At 73.3% G+C, this 22,118-nt stretch carries 20 protein-coding genes; 8 read left to right on the top strand and 12 right to left on the bottom strand.

What is annotated here, in order from left to right; all coding sequences use genetic code 11:
* The first annotated feature begins 88 nt into the window (after positions 1-88).
* The 3 genes from aceA to JOD49_RS17785 all read left to right on the top strand — a co-directional run bounded on the left by aceA (position 89) and on the right by JOD49_RS17785 (position 4,604).
* Complete coding sequence (gene aceA, locus JOD49_RS17795) at positions 89-1,399, top strand: isocitrate lyase (RefSeq protein WP_205309077.1); 1,311 nt, start codon at positions 89-91, stop codon at positions 1,397-1,399.
* A gap of 113 nt (positions 1,400-1,512) precedes the next feature.
* A complete protein-coding gene (gene aceB, locus JOD49_RS17790; protein WP_205308351.1) occupies positions 1,513-3,294 on the top strand; it encodes a malate synthase A in 1,782 nt (593 codons plus the stop codon).
* A 284-nt stretch (positions 3,295-3,578) separates the two neighbouring features.
* Positions 3,579-4,604, top strand: a complete 1,026-nt coding sequence (locus JOD49_RS17785) for a hypothetical protein (RefSeq protein ID WP_205308350.1) — start codon at positions 3,579-3,581, stop codon at positions 4,602-4,604.
* Between the two features lie 28 nt (positions 4,605-4,632).
* Here the strand turns inward: JOD49_RS17785 and JOD49_RS17780 are convergent, their stop codons facing one another.
* From JOD49_RS17780 to JOD49_RS17760, 5 genes are all read right to left on the bottom strand, one after another.
* Complete coding sequence (locus tag JOD49_RS17780) at positions 4,633-6,585, bottom strand: glycerophosphodiester phosphodiesterase (RefSeq protein ID WP_205308349.1); 1,953 nt, start codon at positions 6,583-6,585, stop codon at positions 4,633-4,635.
* A gap of 71 nt (positions 6,586-6,656) precedes the next feature.
* Entirely contained in the window at positions 6,657-7,553 is an 897-nt protein-coding gene (locus JOD49_RS17775; RefSeq protein WP_205308348.1) for a DUF1353 domain-containing protein, read from the bottom strand.
* 10 nt (positions 7,554-7,563) lie between these two features.
* Positions 7,564-8,664 carry a 5'-nucleotidase gene (locus tag JOD49_RS17770; protein WP_205308347.1) on the bottom strand — a complete coding sequence of 367 codons (1,101 nt, stop codon included), beginning with the start codon at positions 8,662-8,664 and terminating at the stop codon, positions 7,564-7,566.
* Positions 8,665-8,713: 49 nt separating this feature from the next.
* A complete protein-coding gene (locus JOD49_RS17765; RefSeq protein WP_205308346.1) occupies positions 8,714-9,259 on the bottom strand; it encodes a hypothetical protein in 546 nt (181 codons plus the stop codon).
* 270 nt (positions 9,260-9,529) lie between these two features.
* On the bottom strand, positions 9,530-10,915 hold the full coding sequence (locus tag JOD49_RS17760; protein WP_239526698.1) for an SNIPE associated domain-containing protein: 1,386 nt from the start codon (positions 10,913-10,915) through the stop codon (positions 9,530-9,532).
* On the opposite strand from JOD49_RS17760, the gene JOD49_RS17755 reads away from it, so the two are divergent.
* The 4 genes from JOD49_RS17755 to JOD49_RS17740 all read left to right on the top strand — a co-directional run bounded on the left by JOD49_RS17755 (position 10,914) and on the right by JOD49_RS17740 (position 14,059).
* Positions 10,914-11,204 carry a hypothetical protein gene (locus JOD49_RS17755; RefSeq protein WP_205308345.1) on the top strand — a complete coding sequence of 97 codons (291 nt, stop codon included), beginning with the start codon at positions 10,914-10,916 and terminating at the stop codon, positions 11,202-11,204. The two genes, JOD49_RS17760 and JOD49_RS17755, sit on opposite strands and share 2 nt — an antisense overlap.
* Before the next feature lie 398 nt (positions 11,205-11,602).
* Complete coding sequence (locus JOD49_RS17750) at positions 11,603-12,226, top strand: DUF6318 family protein (protein WP_275588983.1); 624 nt, start codon at positions 11,603-11,605, stop codon at positions 12,224-12,226.
* A gap of 60 nt (positions 12,227-12,286) precedes the next feature.
* The gene (locus JOD49_RS17745) at positions 12,287-13,156 is read left to right on the top strand and encodes a hypothetical protein (protein ID WP_205308343.1); all 870 of its coding nucleotides are present in this window, start codon (positions 12,287-12,289) and stop codon (positions 13,154-13,156) included.
* A 75-nt stretch (positions 13,157-13,231) separates the two neighbouring features.
* Positions 13,232-14,059, top strand: a complete 828-nt coding sequence (locus tag JOD49_RS17740; protein ID WP_205308342.1) for an alpha/beta fold hydrolase — start codon at positions 13,232-13,234, stop codon at positions 14,057-14,059.
* Between the two features lie 67 nt (positions 14,060-14,126).
* Here JOD49_RS17740 and JOD49_RS17735 read toward each other — a convergent pair whose 3' ends face one another.
* The 3 genes from JOD49_RS17735 to JOD49_RS17725 form a co-directional block, all read right to left on the bottom strand.
* Complete coding sequence (locus JOD49_RS17735; RefSeq protein WP_205308341.1) at positions 14,127-14,858, bottom strand: HAD family hydrolase; 732 nt, start codon at positions 14,856-14,858, stop codon at positions 14,127-14,129.
* Between the two features lie 196 nt (positions 14,859-15,054).
* Complete coding sequence (locus JOD49_RS17730) at positions 15,055-15,780, bottom strand: esterase/lipase family protein (protein ID WP_239525253.1); 726 nt, start codon at positions 15,778-15,780, stop codon at positions 15,055-15,057.
* 118 nt (positions 15,781-15,898) lie between these two features.
* Positions 15,899-16,288: a YccF domain-containing protein gene (locus tag JOD49_RS17725; protein WP_205308340.1), complete on the bottom strand. Its 390-nt coding sequence runs from the start codon at positions 16,286-16,288 to the stop codon at positions 15,899-15,901.
* A 192-nt stretch (positions 16,289-16,480) separates the two neighbouring features.
* Here JOD49_RS17725 and JOD49_RS17720 point away from each other — a divergent pair, with 192 nt between their 5' ends.
* Positions 16,481-17,254, top strand: a complete 774-nt coding sequence (locus JOD49_RS17720; RefSeq protein ID WP_205308339.1) for a YggS family pyridoxal phosphate-dependent enzyme — start codon at positions 16,481-16,483, stop codon at positions 17,252-17,254.
* Between the two features lie 151 nt (positions 17,255-17,405).
* Here the strand turns inward: JOD49_RS17720 and JOD49_RS17715 are convergent, their stop codons facing one another.
* From JOD49_RS17715 to JOD49_RS17700, 4 genes are read right to left on the bottom strand one after another with little or no spacing between them, the layout of a single operon-like run.
* Complete coding sequence (locus tag JOD49_RS17715; protein WP_205308338.1) at positions 17,406-18,377, bottom strand: N-acetylmuramic acid 6-phosphate etherase; 972 nt, start codon at positions 18,375-18,377, stop codon at positions 17,406-17,408.
* Positions 18,374-19,684 carry an anhydro-N-acetylmuramic acid kinase gene (locus JOD49_RS17710; protein WP_239525252.1) on the bottom strand — a complete coding sequence of 437 codons (1,311 nt, stop codon included), beginning with the start codon at positions 19,682-19,684 and terminating at the stop codon, positions 18,374-18,376. Before JOD49_RS17710 ends, JOD49_RS17715 begins: the two co-directional genes overlap by 4 nt.
* On the bottom strand, positions 19,681-21,243 hold the full coding sequence (locus tag JOD49_RS17705) for a glycoside hydrolase family 3 N-terminal domain-containing protein (protein ID WP_205308337.1): 1,563 nt from the start codon (positions 21,241-21,243) through the stop codon (positions 19,681-19,683). Before JOD49_RS17705 ends, JOD49_RS17710 begins: the two co-directional genes overlap by 4 nt.
* On the bottom strand, positions 21,240-22,076 hold the full coding sequence (locus JOD49_RS17700; protein ID WP_372441362.1) for a carbohydrate ABC transporter permease: 837 nt from the start codon (positions 22,074-22,076) through the stop codon (positions 21,240-21,242). Before JOD49_RS17700 ends, JOD49_RS17705 begins: the two co-directional genes overlap by 4 nt.
* Positions 22,077-22,118: the final 42 nt, after the last annotated feature.

Here is a 22,118-nt window from a genome sequence, read left to right as displayed (position 1 = left end):
GTACGCCACGCCCCGGGCGTCCGCGACCTCCCGGTCCGAGGCCGTCACGGCCCCCGTCACGCAGCCCACGACCAGCGCCCCCGGCCACCTGCCCGCGCGGCCCGGCGACCAGCGCCAGTCCGCCGCCGACCTCGCCCTGTCCTGGGCGACCGACCCCCGCTGGGCCGACGTGCAGCGCGACTACACGGCCGAGGACGTCGTGGCCCTGCGCGGCTCGGTGCGCGAGGAGCGCACCCTGGCCCGCCGCGGCGCCGAGAAGCTGTGGGACCTCATCCACACCGAGGAGTGGGTCGCCGCGCTCGGCGCCATGACCGGCAACCAGGCCGTGCAGCAGGTGCGCGCGGGCCTCAAGGCCATCTACCTGTCCGGGTGGCAGGTCGCGGCCGACGCCAACCTGTCGGGTCAGACCTACCCCGACCAGTCGCTGTACCCCGCGAACTCGGTGCCGGCCGTCGTGCGCCGCATCAACAACGCCCTGCTGCGCGCCGACCAGATCGAGACCGCTGAGCGGTCGGGATCCCCCGCTGGGCAGACGCCCGAGCGCGACTGGATCGCCCCCATCGTCGCCGACGCCGAGGCCGGTTTCGGCGGGCCCCTCAACGCCTACGAGCTCATGCACTCGATGATCGAGGCGGGCGCGGCGGGCGTGCACTGGGAGGACCAGCTCGCGTCCGAGAAGAAGTGCGGCCACCTGGGCGGCAAGGTCCTCGTCCCGACCGCGCAGCACATCCGCACCCTCAACGCGGCCCGCCTCGCCGCGGACGTCGCGGGCGTCCCGACCGTCATCATCGCCCGCACCGACGCGCTCGCCGCGGACCTCATCACGTCCGACGTCGACCCGCGCGACCAGGAGTTCCTCACGGGTGAGCGCACGGCCGAGGGCTTCTACCGGACGCGTCCTGGCATCGACACGGTCATCTCGCGCGGCCTCGCGTACGCCCCGTACGCCGACCTCATCTGGGTCGAGACCGGCGAGCCCGACCTCGAGCTGGCCCGCCGGTTCGCCGAGGTCGTCCACGCGCAGTACCCCGACAAGAAGCTCGCGTACAACTGCTCGCCCTCGTTCAACTGGAAGAAGCACCTCGACGACGCCCAGATCGCGAGCTTCCAGAAGGAGCTCGCCGCGATGGGCTACGCGTTCCAGTTCATCACCCTGGCCGGCTTCCACGCCGTGTCCCACTCCATGTTCGAGCTCGCCCGCGGCTACAACGACCGCGCGATGAGCGCCTACGTCGAGCTCCAGGAGGCCGAGTTCGCCTCCGAGTCCGACGGCTACACGGCCACCCGCCACCAGCGGGAGGTCGGCACCGGCTACTTCGACCGCGTCGCCACGGCTCTCAACCCCGACAGCGCCACCCTCGCGCTCGCCGGGTCCACCGAGACCGCCCAGTTCCACTAAGCCCCGCCCCGCCCGCCGCGCCGAGGTAGAGGTCTCGCGTCGAGGTAGAGGGCTCCAGCCCTCTACCTCGACCACTCCCCTCTACCTCGCGGCACAGACCATCGGAGCACGCCATGCCCAGCACCCTCACGACCCACTCCTCCGGCCCGACGACGTCACGCACCTCGTCCGACCAACCCGCCTCCCCCGGCCCCCAGCCGGGCCACCACGACGGGCGCGACGACGACGCGCGGCGCGCGACACCGTCGGGCACCCTGGACGTCACCGGGTCCCTCGGCGAGCGCTACCGCGAGATCCTGACCCCGGGCGCCCTCGACTTCCTGACCGCCCTGCACGACCGCTTCCTGGCCGCCCGCCACGGGCTGCTCATGGACCGCCAGCAGCGCCGCCAGGACGTGGCCGACGGGATCGACCCCGACTTTCGCGCCGCGACCCGGCCCGTGCGCGACGACCCCTCGTGGCGCGTCGCCGGCTCGCACGGCGCCCCCGGGCTCGAGGACCGCCGCGTCGAGATCACCGGCCCCACCGACCCCAAGATGGCGATCAACGCGCTCAACTCGGACGCCAAGGTGTGGCTCGCCGACCAGGAGGACGCGTCGTCGCCCACGTGGCGCAACGTGATCGAGGGCCAGCTCGCGCTGCACGACGCGATCCGCGGCACGCTCGCGTTCACCTCACCCGAGGGCAAGGAGTACGCGCTGCGCTCGACCGAGCTGACCGACCTGCCGACCATCGTGTTCCGGCCCCGCGGCTGGCACCTCATCGAGAAGCACCTGCGCTACGTCGACCGTGCGGGCGTGGCGGTCTCGGCGTCGGCCTCGCTCGTGGACTTCGGGCTGTACTTCTTCCACAACGCGCGCGAGCTCGTCGAGCGCGGCCGCGGACCGTACTTCTACCTGCCCAAGCTCGAGGGCTACCGCGAGGCGCGCGTCTGGAACGACGTGTTCGTGTTCGCGCAGGAGTACCTGGGGATCGAGCAGGGCACGATCCGCGCGACCGTGCTCGTCGAGACCCTGCCCGCCGCGTTCGAGATGGAGGAGATCCTGCACGAGCTGCGCGACCACTGCGCGGGGCTCAACGCGGGGCGCTGGGACTACCTCTTCTCCGTCATCAAGTCGTTCCGCACGCGCGGCGACCAATACGTCCTGCCCGACCGTTCGCAGGTGCCCATGACCGCCCCGTTCATGCGGGCCTACACCGAGCTCCTCGTCGCGACGTGCCACCGGCGCGGGGCGCACGCGATCGGCGGCATGAGCGCGTTCATCCCCGACCGCCGCCGCCCGGACGTGACCGAGAAGGCGTTCGAGCAGGTCCGCGCGGACAAGCGGCGCGAGGCGGGCGACGGGTTCGACGGCACCTGGGTCGCGCACCCCGACCTCATCCCCGCGGCGCGCGCCGAGTTCGACGCCGTGCTGGGCGACCGGCCGCACCAGGTCTCGCGCCTGCGCGACGACGTGAGGGTGGGGCAGCACGAGCTGCTCGACATCGGGTCGGTGCGCCGTGCGGGCGCGACGGTCACCGCGGCCGGGCTGCGGTCCAACGTCTCGGTGGGCGTCCGGTACATCGAGTCGTGGCTGCGCGGCGTGGGGGCCGCGGCGATCGACCACCTCATGGAGGACGCCGCGACGGCCGAGATCTCGCGCTCGCAGGTGTGGCAGTGGATCGCGTCCGGCACGCGCACCGACAACGGGGTGCCCATCACGCGGGCCCGCGTCGAGGCGCTGCTCGCGGAGGTCGTCGACGACCTGCCGCGCGGCGAGGGCAACCGGATCGACGACGCCGCGCACGTGTTCCGCGCCGTCGCCCTCGCCGAGGACTTCCCGACGTTCCTGACCATCGGGGCGTACTCGCAGTTCCTGGTCGGGTCGGCCGTGGACGGCCCGCGCGAGGGCTGACCACCTGAGCGCCGGCTGGCTGGCTGGCGAGCTGGCTGGCCGGCTGACTGGCTGGCTGACTGGCCGGCCGACGGTCTGGCCGGCTGGCGAGAACGGGGTTGAGGTCGTCATCGAGGGGATGACGACCTCAACCCCGTTCTCGCGCACACAGAACACCGGCTGAACTGCACAGATACCACTGGCGCGCCAGGTCCGGAGGGTGCGATGATCCACCCGCACGGCGCGCGAGCTGCCGAGCGACACCCTTCCTGGACCGTCCGGTCCCGTCGCCCCGTGGAGCCTTCGTGAGTGACCTGTTCGCCCCGCCCTCGTCGTCCCCGAACCATCCCTCCGGCGCGGGGGCACCCGGTCCCGCCTCCCCGACGGCCCCGTCGCCCGTCCCGCCGGCGAGCCCGGCTGCGACGGCTCCTCCGGCCGCGGGGTACCCCGTGGCGACGGCGTACCCCGGCCCCGGGACGGCCGCACCGGCCGGGGCTGCGGCACGCAACCCGTACGCCGCGTACCCACCAGCCCCGCAGCACGGGGACGGCGGCCCGGGCGCCCCCGGTCCGTACGCCGGGCACGGCGGCGCGTACGGCCCGGGTCACGAGGCCTCGCACCGCTCGGCCGCGCCCCTGTCCCCGTACGCGAGCCCCCCGGTCGTCCCGGGCACTCCCGGGGGGAGGACGGGGCCCTCGCGCGTCCTGGTCGGTGTGCTCGCGGGGGTCGCGGGCCTGGTGATCGGGGGCGTCGGCGCGACCAGCGTGACCCTGGCCGTGGTGGCGGGCAACGAGCTGTTCGCGGACGCGGGCGCGGCGGCCGACCCGTGGCCCCTGGGACCGGTCCCCGACGAGGAGTCGTGGGACACCTACGGCGACGAGGACGTCGCGGGCCGCGACGGTGGCACGGTCGAGGACCCCTGGCTCCTCTCGGACGAGGTCTACACCGAGGAGTGGTCGGTCCTGCTCGACGCACCCTACGAGGCGACCGCCGAGGTCCTCGCGCACAACGACGTCAACGTGCCGCCCGCCGACGGCATGGAGTACTGGATCGTCCCCGTCCACGCGACGTACTTCGGCCCCTCGCTCGAGGCGAGCGCGCCGCAGTCCATCACCCTGGAGCTGGTCGACGGGACGGGGACCGTCTTCGACGGCCGGTGCGGCGTCGTGCCCGACGGCCTGACGGGCAAGGGGTTCATGTCCACGGACGAGTCCGTCTCGGGCAACGTCTGCCTCCCCGTGCCCGCGGGCGCCCCCGGCCTGTGGCGACTCACGATCGACGACTACATGCCGGTCTACCTGACCACCGACCCATCGACCACCGAGTCCTGAGACCTCGCGGGTCCGCGGAGGCCGGCCGTCACCAGGCGAGCGCGTCGCGCAGCTCGTCCTCGAGCCGCGTGGACAGCGCCGTGTCGTCGCGCACCACGGCGCGCTCGGCTACGGCACGGCGCGGGCTGCTCGTGATGATGCCGTCGACGCCGCTCCGGAGCTGGGCGCGCATCGCGGCGGGGTCGTTCACGGTCCAGACGTAGACGTCGATTCCGGCCGCACGGGCCTCGGCGCGCACGCGGGAGGAGTCGGAGGACTGCTCGATCGCCACGAAGTCGACGGGCAGGTCGCCCAGTGCTCCACGCAGGAACGGGACGACGTAGCCGACCGCGATCTCGGGGCCGAGCGCCCGCACCTCGTCGGCCTGCTCGGGGTAGATCGACTGGACCAGGTAGTCGTCCGCGACACCCTGCGCCCGCAGGAGCGCGACGACGTCCGCGACGAACGTCGGTGTCTCGTGGCCGTGCGCCTTGAGCTCGACCAGGAGCGGTACGTCGAGCTCGCGGGCACGCTCCACGAACTCCTCGAGCGACGGGATCGTCGCCTCGAACCCGCCCTGGCGGATCGTGGTCGCGGTCAGCTCGTCGAGGGTCATGGTGTGCACGGCACGGTCGGAGCCCGCGAGCCGGCGCAGGGTCAGGTCGTGGAAGACGACGAGCCCGCCGTCCGCGGCCTGGAGCACGTCGAGCTCGACGTAGTCCGCACCGAGCGCCGCGGCCGACTCGAGCGACGCGATCGAGTTCTCGACCCCGCCGCCCGGGTCGCCCCGGTGCGCGATCACCGCGCCGGGCTCCTCGCGCGCGAGGGTCGTCATGGCGCGGGTGTTGGCCACCGTGACGGCGAGGAGCACCAGCACGGCAACCAGCCCGACGGCGGCGCGCACAGCGCGCGGTCGGCCCGCCAGGCCGCGGCGCAGGACCCGCGGTACGCTCGCCGACCCGTGCGCCGACACTGCGGAGTCTCCCGCGGGCGCTCCTGGTCCTGCCCCGGCGGACGGGACGACCACCTCGGTCGCGGGCGCGCTGCTCCCGGCCCGAGCGGCGCCGTCGGGCAGCGACGCCCGGTGCTCCGCCGCGAACGCGACCACGACCTGGGTGAGGAGCGCCGTGACGAACCCCGCGAGCACGAACCCGACCACCTGCACGACCGTGAGCGTCGCTCCCGCGACCACGGGTGCGAGGCCGGGCGCGTGCAGGTCCGCGACCCGCGTCGGGACGAGCGCGAGCGTCACGACCCCCGCGGCGACCACGAGCACCCCCAGCCCCACGACCGCGAACACCCCCAGGAGGCGCGGCCACGACCGACGGGTCGCGCGCCAGCTCGCGGCCATGGCCCCCGCGACGGACTCGTCGGAGGTCAGCAGGACCGCGAGCGTCAGCACCAGGCGCAGGTTGAGGAACAGGACTCCCGCGAGGAACACGAGGTAGACGGACAGGCCGCCGTCGAACTTCAGGAGCTCCCCGACGACGAAGTCCGGGATCGCGATGCCCCGCACGAGGAACGCCGCCATGCCGAACCCACCCACCGGGACGAGCACGAAGAAGTACCCGACGAACAGCGCGAGCTGAGGGCCGAGGAGCCGGCGGCTCGCGCGGGCGAGGTCGTGCGCGACGCCGCGCACCGAGACGGGCTCCCCCGCCCGCACGCGCGCGCCGATCGCGAGGAACGCCCCCTGCTGGACGAGGACCACGACCGAGGCGCCCAGAGCCAGCAGCACCAGCAGGAGCACCGCGCCCGGGCTCGACAGGACCCGCACCACGTCGAGGTGCGTGAACGAGGGAACGCCCGCGACCGCGAGCGCCCGGTCGAACAGCCACACCATGAACGGGACGACGACCAGGCCCGTGACGCCCTGGAGGAGGACGACGGTCAGGAGGTAGGTCGGCAGGTGCGCGCGGACCGTGCGGGCCGCGGGGAGCAGGAGCTTCGGCCCCTCCTGGCCGTCGAGGGGTCGCGGAGCGGTGCGGGCGGCGGAGGGCACGAGCGCAGCCTACGGGCGCGACGACGGGCGCCGGTGAGCCCAGCGGTCTCGGAGGCGGGCTGGGCGAGAAGTCACCCGGCCGCCGGGTACGTGATGCGGGTGGTCGGGAGCGCGTCCGTCGAGCCCCGGCCCGTCGGAGCGCCCTGCGCCCGGACACCCGCTCGGCCGCCCTCCCCCAGCCCGACGACGAGCTCGGTCACGAACGTGAGCAGGATCAGCGGGAGCAGCACGGGCAGCGCGACGAGACCGGTCGCGACCGCGCCGAGCACGCTGCCGGACGCGGCGGGCACCCAGCGGACCCGCTCGGTGCCGCCCGGGGTAGGGCGCGGGCGCGACTCGAACCCGACCCAGACCGCCAGCACGAGCAGCACACCGAGGCAGGCGGCAGCCACGACGACGGCACCCACGAACCACGGGCTCCCCCCGCCGGTCCCCGCCCCGGCCACCCGCAGGCCGAGCGCGACGAGCCCGGCGACCACGGCGAGCAGGAACACGACCGCAACCGGCAGGCTCCCGAAGATCCGGACCGCGGCCCACATGAGCCACCGACGGACCGGGCCCGTGCCCGTCTCGCGCAGGGTGCCTCGGAAGAGGCGGTCGGCGTCGCGGCGTGCGGCCCGCCTGCTGCTCGCCGGTCGGTCGGAGTCCGCGAGCGCCCGCGAGGTCGCGTCGTGCAGGATCGCGGGGAGCGTCTGGCGCCCGTAGCTCGCGACCACTCCCCACAACGGCATGGGGACCGACGCGAGGTCGGTCACGAGGCCGGTCGGGACGGTCTGCTCGACCGCCTCCCGGTGCCACACCGGCCCGGACGCCGTCTGCTCATCGGCGGGGCGAGAGGTGTACCCGAACGGGGTCAGCACCTCGAACCAGACCTTCCACCGCCCCGAGACGGGTAGCTGGCGCAGGTCGACCGTCGCGGCCGGGGCCCAGCGGTCCGGGTCGCCCGGCAGCGGCGCGACGAACGGCACGGGGACCGCCTCAGCCGACCTGTGCGGGAACCGGCGCGGGCTCGGCCACGCCGGGCTCGGGTGCCGGACCTGGCGTCTCGTCCGTCACCGGCGCCTCGTTCGTCACGCCGTACGGCACCAGGACGCTCGCGACCTCCCGCGAGACCGGGTCGAGGTGCCCGCGCTGGTCGTCGAAGAAGATGTGCGGCCGCAGGACCCTCAGCACGCGGCCCTTGTCTGCGCCGCCCAGGAAGAACGCGTCGTTCACCGTCACTCCCCACGAGCGCAGCGTGTTCACGGCGCGCTCGTGCGACGGGGCGCTGCGGGCCGTGACGATCGAGACGCGCACCCGGGGCCGGTACGCCGGGTCCTCGGCGGCACGCTCCTCCTCGCGCCGCTGGATCGTGCCCAGCGCCCGCAGGAACGGCAGGATCGGCCCGGCGTGGTGCTCGGTGACCTTGCGCGCGCTCTCGTACTGGTGGAACTGCTCGATCCCGCTCGACTGGTAGACGCGCTCGGCGCTGTCGTCGGCGAGCACGCCGTCGAAGTCGAAGGCCACGCGCAGGGTGCCGTCGTCGGCCGCGCCGTCCGGGTCCTCGCCCGGGCTCCCACCCGGGAGGACGGGCGCTCCCGGCGGGTGCTCCGCCGTCGGGCCGGGTGCGGCGAGATGCCCGACGGCGGCGCTCCCCAGGACCTGCCCGGCCGGGTGCCCCAGCGTGGTCGCCGTCCGGACGTCGCGCGCGTCCCCCGACAGGAAGAGCGAGACGTTGAGCGCCGGGATGTACGCGTACGGCGCGAGGCCCTGCGTGAAGATCGCCCGGCTGATGGGCAGCCCGTACGCCGCGACCGAGCTCATGACCCGCAGCCCCGTCGACGGGTCGTTCTTGGACAGGACGAAGACCTCGACGAGCGGGTCCTGCGCGTCGGGCGAGAGATCGTTGAGGCTCAGGAGGCGCTGCACGAACTCGAACGCGACCCCGCGCCGGAGCGTGCGCTCACGGTACCGGTCCTGGTACGCGCGGTACGCGTCGATCCCCTGCTCGTCGAAGACCCGCTGGGACGTCGAGAGGTCGAACAGGGCGCTCGAGGAGACACCGACGACGAGCCGGTGATCGAGGTCGTAGGGCGGCACGGCGCTCCTTCGTCGGGACTGGCGGGTTCGTCGGGACTGGCGGGGAGCCTCAGGAGGGCTCGGCCGGGCCGTCGGGCTCGACGGGCCGGAAGACCGGGTCCTGCGGGTGGCGGCGACGGTACCTCACGACGCACTCCTTGCACATGGGCATGGTCGGCAGGCGCGCGGCCTCGCGCGGCGTCATCTCACCGATGACCTTGGCACCGCACAGGCCCCGGTCCGGGTGCACGATGTGCCCCCACTCCGACTCCCAGCGGTACCCGAAGCGGTAGGGCGGGCGCACCTGGAACTCGCGAACCTGCGGCGCCGAGCGCAGCGCCTTGGCCTTGTCGATGCCGTCCTCGCCGCCCGTGCCGTAGCCCTGGGGCTGGCGCTGGCACACGTGCCGGACCCTGAACGGCATGGTCGGCCTGTACGCGAGCTGTGTGCCCGGCACCGCTCCCCGGTTCGACGTCAGGAACCAGCGCACCTCGTCCCCCGCGTGCACGCTGCGGACCTCGTCGAGAGCGAAGGCCCGACGGCGGCCGTCGTAGCACGGCAGCCACTGCACGTCGCCGCCGCACTGCTCGCACCGGCCCAGGCGGACGTCGCTCATGCGGGGTCCGCCGACACGTCATCGTCGGGTGCCACCGGTGCTGCTGGCACGTGGACGGGCAACAGGTCCTCCGACAGGTAGGGGGCGGGAACGGCCGAAGCCACTGTACGTGCCGTGGCCCACGCAGAGGCTCTGCCCAGAGCACCACGCGGGAACCACCGGGCCTGTCGAGATGCTGCCCATCGTCGCCCGGCTCCGTGGATGAGCGACGACGAACAGCATCTCGCGTCTGCGGGCCGCCCGGGATCGGAGCCGCCGTCGGCGCCGCCCTCAGGCGTGCGGGACGGCCACCCCCTGGCCGCGGCTCTGCCGGAACTCGAGCGCCTCGGGAATCTCCTCGAACGTGAGGACGTCGCCCGTGAGGTCGCGCAGGTGCCCGAGCGCCTCGTTGGGGGTCGCGTAGAAGAACTCGCGACGGAGGTTGATGCGGTTGACGCGTCGGTCGGCGAGCCGCTGGTGCATCTTGTTCTCGATCCCGACGGCATCGTCCGAGAAGAAGATGGCGTGCACGTCGAACCCGAACGGTACCGAGGCATCACCGAGCTCCTTGACGCGGTCCATGGGGTCGAGGCGACGGGTCATGCCGACCTTGATCATCTGCTCGCCGAAGGCACCGATGTTGGAGATGACGTACACGTAGCCAGCGCGCTGGTTGGCTGCGCGGTAGTCGAGGTCGGCGATGGCCTTCTCGATGTCCTCGATCTGGGCCCGCATCCGCTCGACCGCCTCGGCGTCTCCCTTGGCGACGAGCGCAGCCATCGCGTTCTCGTAGTGGCTGCGCTCCTTGCTCAGGCGTTCGCGCTCACGGGCCGTCTCGAGCTCGACCTTGCGCTGCTCGCGCAGGGCCTCGCGCGCTTCACGCTCGGCCTCCTTCTCGGCGGCGAGCTTGGCGACGAAGTCGGCCGTCAGCTCGAGCTCCTGGATACGCAGCTGGTGGTAGCGCGGCGAGATCTTGATGCTCATGGAGGTGCCGAGCTTCTGGATGGTGAGGGTGGTCTTCTCGAGCTTCTCGACGCTCGCGGCAAGGCGATGGGGCTTGAGCCCGCGCACCAAGGTGTCCGCCTCAGCGTTGTAGGCCCGGAGCATGAGCTTCGAGATGTCGGAGACCATCTTGCGTCCCTGCGCCGCCGAGCCGTTGACCTGCCAGGTCGTCGATGCCTCGACGGCGCCTCCGTTGGCCGTCGTCATCTCCTTGATCCGGACCCTGAGCTGCGCGAGACGCACCTTGTAGGCCTCGGCGTTCTCCAGAGGGTGCTGGTAGTCGTAGATCCCGACCTCCTGCAGGAGCGCAGTCTCCTCCAGCTGCACGACGAGCCGGCTCAGGTCGCGCACCTGGGCATCGCGCGTCCCGACCTGCGCCCCGAGGTCCGCGAGCTCGCGAGCGAACCGCTGGCGGGCGGCCTCCTGCTCGACCTCGCGAGCCGTCCGCTCCTCGACATAGCGCCGCTGCGCCGTGACACGCTCCTGCTCGATCTGAGCGACGTCCATCGCACCGATGCGTGTCAGCTCGGCACGCAGAAGCTCGACCTCCGCGCGGAGCGCGTCGGTCTCGCCGGCGAGCTCACGCGCCTTCTTCCGCGCGCCGAAGAACGGGATCGCGGAGCCGGACGGCGCGCCGGTCTGAGTAGGGACCTGTCCCGTGCCCGACGGCGGCATGCCCACCGCAGGGGTGGCTGCGGCAAAGACGGGGCTCGACTGGGCCGGCGGGGTCTGGGCCGGCGGGAATGCCGCGGCGGGAGCGGGCGCTGGCGCGGGAGCGGGCGCCGGCGTCCGCGCGGGCACCGGTGCCGACGCGGTGGGCTGCTGGGGCATCGGCGTGGGTGCCGCGACCGGGACCCAGAACTGCCAGTCTGGCGGAGGGGCCGGCCAGCTCGCGGGCGGAGACCACCCGTCCGGCGGGCTCCAGCCGTCTGGGGGCGCGGGCCAGTTCGGGGGTGAGACGTAGCGAAGCTCTGGTGAGGTCATGGCAGGCCGTTCGTCAGGTGTGGCGACATCGCGGGAAGGACGCGTCGCCCCGAGGGAGGAGGGCAGCGAGCGTTTGGGACATTAGTCCAGAAGCAGACGATCCGACGCGAGCAACCGGGTGAACTGTCCGCTCCGTCGCGCGCGAGTCAGCCCACGGGTTCTCCGAGATGCTGGGGGTTGTCGCTCGGCTCCGTGGATGAGCGACGACGAACAGCATCTCGGTGCTGGTGCCTTGCTCCGCCGGCCGCCCTGGGTCGGGAGGTTGTCCACAGGGCGGGACGGTGGGGTTCCCTGGAGTGGTCCGTTTCGCTAGGTTCTGTGGGGAGTTCGCGGGGGTGCCAAGGTCGGCATCGTCGTCCGTGCCATGCAGGGGGTCTCATGTCTCGTCGTGCCCGCAGGTCCCGTCACGCCATCCAGTGCGTACGGGCGGCTGTCGTCCTGGTCGTCGCGGGTGGACTGGTCGCCGGGTGCGCAGGCGCGCAGGAGCCGACGCCGTCACCACCCCCCGAGACCGTCGACGAACCGGCACCCGCGCCGAGCCCGACACCGTCCCCGAGCGGGCCCGTCAAGCCCGAGCGCCCTCCCGCGATGGACACCGACGACGCCGAGGGAGCGGCCGCGGCGGCGGAGTACTACGTCGAGCTGTCGGGGTATGCGCTCGCCGCTGTCGACGACTCGGATCTGAAGGCAATGTCTCACCGCACGTGCGGATACTGCTCAGAGACCTTGGAGCAAGTGGCGTGGCTCGCTTCGTCTGGCGGGTCATACGCCGGAGGTGAGATGGACGCGTCGGTCGACGACCCCGGCAAGTACGTACGCGACGAGCAGACGGGAATCTATCCGCTCGACGTGACGGTGACACAAGAAGCCCTGACCGTGGTCGATCGCGACGGGGTGGAAATCGCCTCGGAGCCGACCTCCGTCGCGACCGCCCGAGTTGAGGTCGGGCGAAGCGACGGCAGCTGGGTGATCGTCGAGATCGCATCGGTTCCAGAGGGCTAGGCGGACATGGCGCATAGGATGCTTCCGCTCCGCGGAAGAGTACTCACCGTTCTCCTCGCCTTGACGGCACCCCTCCTCCCATCTCCCTCTTCGACGACTACCGAACTACCTCCAGGAGATTGGGGCTTCACTGGCAGGACCGACGGTCAGTCGGTCAATCTCGAGGCGGAGTACGCGACCCGCGGTGGTGGCGCGTTCGAGGCCGGCAGCACGGGTGGACCGGCGACGGAGAAGTTCTTCCGGGCGACTCCCGAGCAGTGCGAGGTCTTCCACGGCCTGGACGCCGACACGGACCTCTCGCGCGGCTGTGGCCAGGCCAGGCGCCTCGTCGAGGCCGGGATCGAGTGCGCCGCGGACTCCTACTACCTCGGCGCCCTGTACCGCCAGACCCGCACCATCGACGCCGACGGTGTCCCCGGTGCGTGGTCACCTGCCGGGGAGCCCGTCGTCGACCAGTCCTGCGTCACCCCGGCCGACCTCACCGCCGAGGCCGAGCGCGCCCTGGCCACCTTGGCCATCAGCCCCTCCCCGGTGAGCGTCCAACCCCCCGACGGGTGGACCCTGGTCAACATCCCGACCATCACCCACACCACCGACGACTCCCAGGAGCTCGCCACGACGCTCCTCGGCATCCCCGTCACCCTGCGCGTCGACCCCGACACCTTCACCTGGGACTACGACGACGCCACCCCACCCCTGGTCACGACCGACCCCGGCGCCCCCTACCCCGACCACACGGTCCACCACACCTACACCCAGCCCGCCGACCAGGTCACCATCACCCTGACCACCACCTGGACCGCCCGCTTCCGCATCACCGGCGCCCCCACCTGGACCCCCATCACCGGCACTGCGACAACCACCAGCACTGCCGCACCCCTCCAGGTCCACGAAGCCCGCTCCCGCCTCGTCACCGAACCCCTGCCCTGAGACGCGACCGGCGCACCCAGCAAGCGGATCACCGCACGGGTGGCCCACGCCCCACTGCTCTGCCACGATCGGCTCATGGCCGCGAACACCGCCGGATGGACCGAGGACACGGCGGAGATCGACGGGCACCGCGTGTTCTACCGGCGCAGTCCCGACGTCCCCGACGCCCTGCCGATCGTCCACGTGCACGGCTTCGGGATCTCCGGCTCGTCCCTCCTGCCCACGGCCGAGGTCCTGGCCGCACGGGCGACGAACCTCGTCCCCGACCTGCCGGGGCACGGCCGGAGCGAACGGTGGGACTACACCCTCGGCATCCCTGGGCTCGCGCACGCCCTGATCCGCATCCTCGACGCCCTGGGACTCGAGAAGGTCGTGCTGGTGGGCAACTCGATGGGCTGCCCGGTCAGCCTCGAGATCGCGCACAGCGCGCCGGAACGGGTGGACCGCATGGTGCTCGTGTCGCCCGCCGGGGGCCGCCACAACCAGGGGCTCGCACGCGCCATCGGCCAGCTCGCGCTCGACGGTCCTCGCGAGAGCCCGAGGATGGCACGCCTCGCGGTCCCGGACTACCTGCGGTTCGGGCCCGTCAACACGTTCAACCTGTTCAGCGAGCTCACCCGCTTCCCCTCGTTGGAGCGGATCATCACCTCGACGGTGCCGACGCTCGCCGTCGTCGGGAGCAGAGACCCGCTCATGCCACCACCTGCGCGGGTCCGGGAGGTCGGCCGACTGGCGGGGGACCTGACCACGGTCGCCCTCATCGAGGGTGCCGCGCACGCGATCAACTTCAGCCACCCGGGCGAGCTCGCGCACGTGATCGGGTCGTGGCTCGACGGCGTCGAGATCGTCGACGACCCGGACTCCCCCGGCCTGACGCGCGTCCTGCAGCTGCCGCGCGGCTAGGGCACGTCTCCCCTGTCGGGGTGGGGTCCGCTGGAGTCCGCGCCTGCCCCACGCCCGATCGAACCCGTCAGTCGCTCCCCCGCTCAGCGCGAGGATGTCCCGGGAGCACCAGGTCCAGCACCCGGTGCAGCCGCTCGTCCGCGGGGTCCGCGAGCGCCGGTAGCAGGAGGGTCGTCATGCCGACGTCGACCGCTGCGCCGTCCCAGCCGGCCCGGTCCCCGACCATCAGGACGTCGGACGCGGACATGCCGAGTCCGTCGAGAGCCGTCCGGAAGATCGCCGGGTCCGGTTTCGCGACCCCCAGCTCGTAGGAGAGCGCCCAGGTGTGGACGAGGTCCGCCCACGAGCGCCCGTCGGGCAACAGGTGGGCTGCGAACGTCGGTCGCAGGTCGACGTGGACGTCGCTCACCACCCCGACGCGCACGCCGGCCTCGGCGAGTCCGGTCAGCAGGGGCTCGACGTCCTGCGCGAACGCGTTGAGCGAGACGTCCGACTCGACGGCGTAGAGCGTCGCGGCGAGCTCGTCGTCGAGCCCCGCCGACCGGAACCAGTCCGCGTACGCCGCACGATGCTCGACGACGTCGGTGTCGATCTCCGACGAGTCGACCCGCGTGCTGTCGGCGCCCCGCAACGCGATCAGCACCCGTTCGACGTCAGCGTCTGCGGTGCACCGACCGAGCCGTACCAACGCCGTCACGACGAGCCACCGGTAGGTCGGCGCGACGACGAGCGTCCCCCGCCAGTCGAGGAGGACCCCCCGGAACGCAGGAGCGGGCACGGTCCTCGCAGGCGCGGTCACGGCGCGATCCTAGCGCCGCCGGGCGGGCGCCTCGCTTCGTGGACCAACAGGGCTCGCCAACGTCTCGCTGCCCGGTCCGCCTGGTCACGGACACCGTCGAACGCACCCCTCGGCCGTCGCGTCCGGGCCGGCGCGACGACGGCGCTCACGCCCCGACGAGCCTGAGGGCGAAAGAGCAGGTCGGCGGCCGGCCCGCTCAGGACCGCTGCGGTGCGACGATCCGTTCGATCAGGAGAGCGTGCAGCCTCGGGTCGGCGAGCGGTCGGAAGTGCCCCGGGGTCTCGAGCACCACGTCCTGCGCGCCGTCGAGCATGCTTCCGGCGGGGATGTGCGGGTCCCAGCGGCTGTGCACCGACGTGATGCGCTCGTTGACCGCCCGCTCGGCGGACAGCGCGACGATCGTGGCGTCGTTCGGGACGAACGCACGGACCGCGGGGGCAAGGAACCAGCGCGCGTAGACGGAGCCCGCGAACGGCGTGTTGATCGCGATCATCGACGCGATCCGGCCGTCCGGACTCTGGCGCACCATGGCGAGCTTCCCGATGAGCCCGCCCTTGCTGTGCGCGACGACGACGACGTCGTGCAGGTCCTGCTCCCGGAGGTACCGCGCGAGGAGGACGGCCCCGTCGGCGACGGGTCTCCGGTTGTCCCGGAGCTCCGGGAGCACGTGGACCGCGACCCCGTGGTCGTGGAGCAGCGTGGCGAGCGGCAGGAGGAAGCGCCAGGACTCGTACACCCCGGGGACGAGGACGACGGGTGGCCCGACCGGGTGGTCCGGTCGGCGGAGCTCGTCGGGTCCCGTGCGGGACAGCAGTCCGGCCACCTGCCAGCGCAGCACGCAGGCGTAGTCGAGCGCGCGCCACCACGTGCGTCGCAGCGCTCGTCCGAGGTACGGCACCTGGCTCCGCCGAGCGTCGTCCATGTCTCGCTCCCGTCGTCGCAGGCCCCGGACTCCGTGGCCCGCGGTCGCCCTCGGACCGCCGGCCCGTCCGTGCCGCGCGGTCGCCCGGACTCCCCGGGCCCCACCCGATCCTGGCGCGTCAGGCCCCGAAGCGCGCGTTCGTCGGCACGATCTGCTTGCCGAGCGGGAGCAGGGAGATCGGGATCATCTTGAGGTTCGCGATGCCCAGGGGGATCCCGATGATCGAGACGAACAGCGGGATCGAGGTGACCACGTGCCCGATCGCGAGCCAGAGCCCCGCGAAGATCACCCAGATCACGTTGCCGATCGTGGAGAACGCACCGGCCGTGGACTTGTCGACGACGGTCCGCCCGAACGGCCACAGCGCGTACCCGGCGATGCGGAAGCTCGCGATGCCGAACGGGATGGTGATGATGAGGACGCAGCAGATGATGCCGGCCAGGACGTAGCCGAGCGCGAGCCAGAGGCCCGCGAAGATCAGCCAGATGACGTTCAGGATCGCGTTCATGCCCCGATTCTCCCCCAGCCAGGTCTCGTGGTGGGTCGCCCGCGCCTCGTGACCGGCGCAGCAGGCGACCGGCGCAGCACCGCGACCGTCCGGCTCGCCCCGCCCCCGGCGCGCGGCCCTCCCGGGGTGCGCGACGCCGTCGGGCAGGACTCGCCCCGGCCCGACGCGCGCCGCCGAAACTAGACTGCTGCGGTGCCCTCCCCTCATGACGCCACCCTCGACCCACCCTCGACCATCGCCGACCGCTACGCCGCGGTGCGTGCGCGCATCGATGCCGCAGCGCTCGCCGCGGGCCGCACTCCGGAAGAGGTGGCGCTCCTCGTCGCGACCAAGACGCAAGGTCCCGCGGCGATCCGCGAGGTCGTCGCGGCGGGCGCGACGCTGATCGGCGAGAACCGCGTCCAGGAGCTCGTCGCCAAGGCGCCCGACCTCGCCGACCTGGTCGCGGACGGCGGGGTGCGCGTCCACATGATCGGGCACCTGCAGCGCAACAAGGTCAACCAGGTCCTGGCCACGGCCACGGGCGTCGAGTCCGTCGACTCGCTCGCGCTCGCCGAGGCGCTCGCGAGCCGCTGCGTGCGCGAGGGCCGCACGCTCGACGTCATGGTCCAGGTCAACGTGTCGGGCGAGGAGTCCAAGGCGGGGACGGGGCCCGACGACGCCGCGCACCTCTCCCGTCAGGTCGCCGCCCTGGAGGGTCTGCGCCTCACGGGGTTCATGACGATCGGGGCGCACTCCCCCGACACCGCGCTGGTGCGCGCCGGGTTCGAGCGGCTGCGCGCGATCCGCGACGAGGTGCTCGCGAGCGGGGCCCCGGGGACGGGTGAGGCGCGCGAGCTGTCGATGGGCATGAGCGGCGACCTGGAGGCGGCGATCGCCGAGGGGGCCACGATCGTGCGCGTGGGGACCGCGGTGTTCGGCGCGCGCGCCGGCACAGCGCGTGACGGCACCGCGCCCGCCGGCTGACCCGGCCTCCGTCGGGCGGCCGCGTCTCCGTCGGCCGGCGGCCGCGTCTCCGTAAGGTGGCCGGGCCTCGTCGGGCGGCCGTGCCTCGTCGAGCGCCGAGCCGCCGGCCGGGCCCCAGTGCCCGGTCGGCCGCCCGACGACCCGCTCGCGCTCAGGCCCCCAGCAGCTCGAGCGCGCGGCGCACGCCGGGTGCCCCGGCCCCGCGCAGGGCCTCGCGGGCCTCGTCGACCCCGACGCCGGCGAGCAGCATCACGAGCGCGACGTGGATCTCGCCGCCCGCCCGTGCGAGGACCTGCTCGCACTCGTCGGTGCCGAGCCCCGTGGCCTGGACGAGCATGCGCACGATGCGCGCGCGCAGCTTCTGGTTGGTCGGGCGCACGTCGATCATGAGGTTCGAGTACGTCTTGCCGAGCCGGATCATGGTCGCGGTCGAGAAGGTGTTGAGCACGAGCTTCTGCGCCGTGGCGGCCTTCATGCGGGTCGAGCCCGTCACGACCTCGGGGCCCGTGTCGAGGAGGATCGCGACATCGACGCGCGAGGCGAGGCGCGCCTGCGGGTTGGCGCTCACGAGCACGGTCGCGGCGCCTCGCTCGGCGGCGACGTCGAACGCCCCACCCACGTAGGGGGTGCGGCCGCTGGCCGCGAGCCCCACGACCAGGTCGCCCGCTCGCACGCCGTCGGCGTCGCGGCGTCCGAGCTCGACGTCGTCCTCGGCCCCTTCGACCGCGAGCATCATGGCGCCGGCGCCGCCTGCGAGGTGCGCCTCGAACCACTCGTCGCCCACGCCGTACGTGGGCAGCAGCTCGACCGCGTCGAGGACGCCGAGGCGTCCCGACGTGCCGGACCCGAAGTAGTGGACCTTGCCGCCGCCGCGCAGCGCGGCCACGGCCAGGTCGACGGCCGCGGTGATGTGGTCGGCCTGGGCGCGCACGGCGTCGGCGACCCCCGCGTCCTCGTCGGTGATGCGGCGCACGACCTCAGCCGTGGGGAGCAGGTCGATGTCCGTGGTGCGCGGGTTGCGCTCCTCGGTCGGGGAGGCGAGCCGGAGCACGTCCTGCCAGTCCTCGTCGGCGGAGGTGAGTCCTGCCGGTCCGGCGTCCGTCGCGGGGCGGGTCTCGGTCATCGGTGCGTTCCCTTCGGCATCGGGACGAGCCCGAACGGGGTGTTGGCCAGCACGAGCCGGCGGATGGGCCCGGTGAACGCGGGCCAGACGAGCGGGGTGGGTGGGGTCAGCGAGCCCAGGACGGCGGCGCGGCGCGCCCCGGTCGACCGCCGGCGCTGGGCCCCCTTGGCGGTCCCTGCGACGCCGTGCGCCGACAGGAAGCCGAGGAGCGCGAAGAGGTACGCCTCCTTGGCGTCGATCGGCATGCCGAGCTGGTCGGCCGTGAGGAGCTCGCAGCCGCCCGGCAGGTAGGCGCGCAGGCGCGCGAGCAGCGTCGGGTTGTGCGCGCCGCCGCCAGAGACGACGACGCGGCGCACCTCCCGCTGGGGTTCGGCGGTGGCGTCTCCCCCGGGGCGCCGGTCGGCGGGGACGGCCTGGGCCACGCTGAGCAGTCCCTCGGCGATGGTGACCGCGGTGAGCTCGGTGAGGGTCGCGACGAGGTCGGGACCCGTGAGGTCGGGGCGCACGGACGCGAGCTTGCGCGGCACGTAGGTCGCGTCGAACAGCTCGCGGCCGGTCGACTTGGGGGCCCTGGCCGCGAAGTACGGGTCGTCGAGCAGGGCACGCAGCGCGGCCTGGTCCACGGTCCCGGCGGCGCCCAGGGCGCCGTCGCGGTCGAACGGCTCACCCGTGAGTTCGTGGGCCGCCAGGTCGATGAGGCAGTTGCCGGGCCCGGTGTCCCACCCGGTCACGGGCGCCTCGACCTCGCCGACGAGCGTGACGTTCGCGATCCCGCCGATGTTGAGCGCCGCGCTCAGCCCGGCCGGCGCGCCGTCGGGCGACTGCGGGTCGCGGCCGAGCCACAGCGCGTCGAGGACGCTCACGAGGGGCGCGCCCTGGCCGCCCGCGGCGATGTCGGCGACGCGGAAGTCGCTGATGACGGGCCGCTTGGTGCGCTCGGCGATCCAGGCGGCGTTGCCGAGCTGGAGGCTGCCGTGCGCGCGGGCGCCGACGACCCAGTGGTACAGCGTCTGCCCGTGCGAGGCGACCAGGTCGACGTCACCGCCGGCGACGTCGTCGATGGCCTGGCGTCCGGTCTTGCCGAACTCCTGCCCGATGAGCGTGTCGAGCTGCGTGACCTCGCCCATGTCGACCGCGGCGGGCGGCAGCGCCTTGAGGATGCGTTCGCGCAGCGCGGCAGGCCACTCGTACTCGGTGTGCCCGAGGGGCCGCATGCGCAGGACCCCGTCGGGGCCGAGGTGGAAGTCGGCGGCGGCCGCGTCGATCGCGTCGACCGACGTGCCGGAGGACAGGCCGAGGACGATCATCGGGGTACCTCCGAGGTGAGCGCGGTCAGCCGTCCGACGGCGGCGCACGCGTTCGCGCGTCCGGTGCCGCAGGCGACGACGACGGTGGTCCGGTCGCCGAACCAGGCGGGGACGGCGTCGGGGAAGCCGGTGTGGACCGCGACGAGGTCGGGCCGGGCGGCGCGCAGGGCGTCGAGCATGCCGGCCTCGCGGCTGCCCGGGACGGGCTCGCGCGTGATGACGACGAGCGGTCGAGCGGGGCCGTCCGCCTGCCGCGCCGAGACCGCGACGAGCACGCCCTCCCACCCGGCCGGGTCGGAGAAGGCGTGGAGGGCCGTGTCCGGGAAGGCCGCGACGAGCGCGGTCTGGACGTGCTGGGCGGTGCGCCCGGCGGCGTGGTCGAACCGCTGGCGCAGGTCGACGACGTCGGGCGCGGGGCCGGACGGGTCGAGGTGCGTGGCGGGACCGTGGACGCGCACGGCCCGCTCGGCGGCCTCCTGCCCGACGACGGCGAGCGCCTCGAGCGCGGCCGTCGCCTCGACGGGACCGCAGGTCGCCCCCGCGGCGGTCTGGAGCTCGCGTACCCGGCGCACCGTGCGCGCGGTGCGGGCCGCGGACTCGTGGAGGCGCTCGATCGTGACCCGGCCCTCCTCGACCGCGGCGAGGAGCGCGGTCTGCGCCTGGCGGAACAGCGCCTCGTCGTCGCGGCCGACCGTCGTGCCGAGGCACAGCAGGTCCGCGCCGCCCTCGATGGCCTGGACGGCGACCTCGCCGATCCCGTCACCGCCCGTGACCGCGCCCATGTCGAGCGCGTCGGTGATGATGGGGCCCTCGAAGCCGAGCTCGCGCGCCAGGGCTGCGGCGGCGGGCTCGAGCGAGACGGGTCGCGGTCCGATCGCGGGGACCAGCAGGTGCGCGGTCATGATCGAGTCGAGGTCGACGTCGGGCTCGAAGGCCCGCAGGAACGGCGGCAGGTCGCGCTCGCGGATCGTGGCGAGCGAGTCGTCGACCACGGGCAGCGACAGGTGGGAGTCCACGTCGGTCGCGCCGTGCCCCGGGAAGTGCTTGCCGCACGCCCCGACGCCCGCGCGGTGCAGGCCCTGCACGAACGCGGCGCCGTGCCGGGACACCAGCCCGGGCGTCGCGCCGAACGCACGGACCCCCACGACGGGGTTCTCGGTGCGGGAGTTCACGTCGAGCACGGGTGCCAGGTCGAGGTCCACCCCGGTCGCCGCGATCAGCCGCCCGAGGGCGAGCGCGACCCGCTCGGTGAGGTCCTCGTCGTCGACCGCCCCGAGGGCAGCGGCCCCCGGGATGCTCGACCCCGTGACCGCCTCGAGGCGGCTGACGTCCCCGCCCTCCTCGTCGATCGCGATCAGCAGGTCGGGCGAGACCTCGTGCAGGCGGGCCGAGAGGCGGGCGGTCGTGGCGACGTCGGGCGTGTTGTACGCGAAGTAGATCACGCCCACGAGGCCCTCCTCGCAGGCCGCGAGGAGCCAGTCCGGGGCGTCCGTCCCCGTGAAACCGGGGAGCAGGACGCCGTTGACGGCGCGCAGCGCGTCGTGGTGCACGGTGGTCATCCCTTCACCGACCCAGCAGTCAGGCCGGAGGACAGGTTGCGCTGCACGAGGACGAAGAAGACGATCACGGGCAGCGTGATGAGGGTCGAGGCGGCCATGACGGCGCCCCAGTCGGTCGTGTTCTCGCCGAAGAACTTCTGCAGGCCGATCGGCACGGTGTACTTGGCCGACTGCTGGAGGAAGGTCAGGGCGAAGATGAACTCGTTCCAGGCGGTGATGAACGAGAAGACGCTCGTGGCGACGACGCCGGGGGCGACGAGCGGCAGCAGGATCTTCCAGAACATGCGGCCCCACGAGGCGCCGTCGAGGTACGCGGCCTCCTCGAGCTCGACCGGGACGGCCGCGACGAACCCGCGCAGCATCCAGATCGCGAACGACAGCGAGAAGGCGATGTAGACGATCGTCAGACCCAGGAGCGAGTTGAGCATGCCGAGGGTGCGCATCTGGAGGAACAGCGGGATGACGAGGGCCTCGAGGGGCACCATCTGCACCATGAGGACGAGCACGAGGATCGACTTGCGGAAGCGGAACCTGAACCGGCTCACCGCGACGGCCGCGAGCAGCGCGAGCACCGACGAGAACACGACCGCGCCGATCGCGACGACGATCGAGTTGCGCAGGTAGTTGCCGAACCCTCCGTCGTCGATCACGGTCACGAAGTTGTCCCACGTGACGCCTGCGGGAAGGAGCCGGGCGCCACGGGTCGCGGCCTCGGGGTCGATCGCCGAGGAGAACATCCAGTACGCCGGGAACAGCGCGAAGGCGAGCAGCGCGACGATGCCCACGACCTTGCCCGCGGTGGGCAGGGGACGCTTGCGTGCCTTGACGCGCAGGACCTGCGGGGGGCGCGGGGCGTCTCCGTCGATCGATGCGGC

Source organism: Oerskovia jenensis, assembly GCF_016907235.1.
Taxonomy (GTDB): domain Bacteria; phylum Actinomycetota; class Actinomycetes; order Actinomycetales; family Cellulomonadaceae; genus Oerskovia; species Oerskovia jenensis.
Note: the sequence above shows the minus strand (reverse complement) of the source record. Positions and strands in the feature narration are given on the sequence as shown.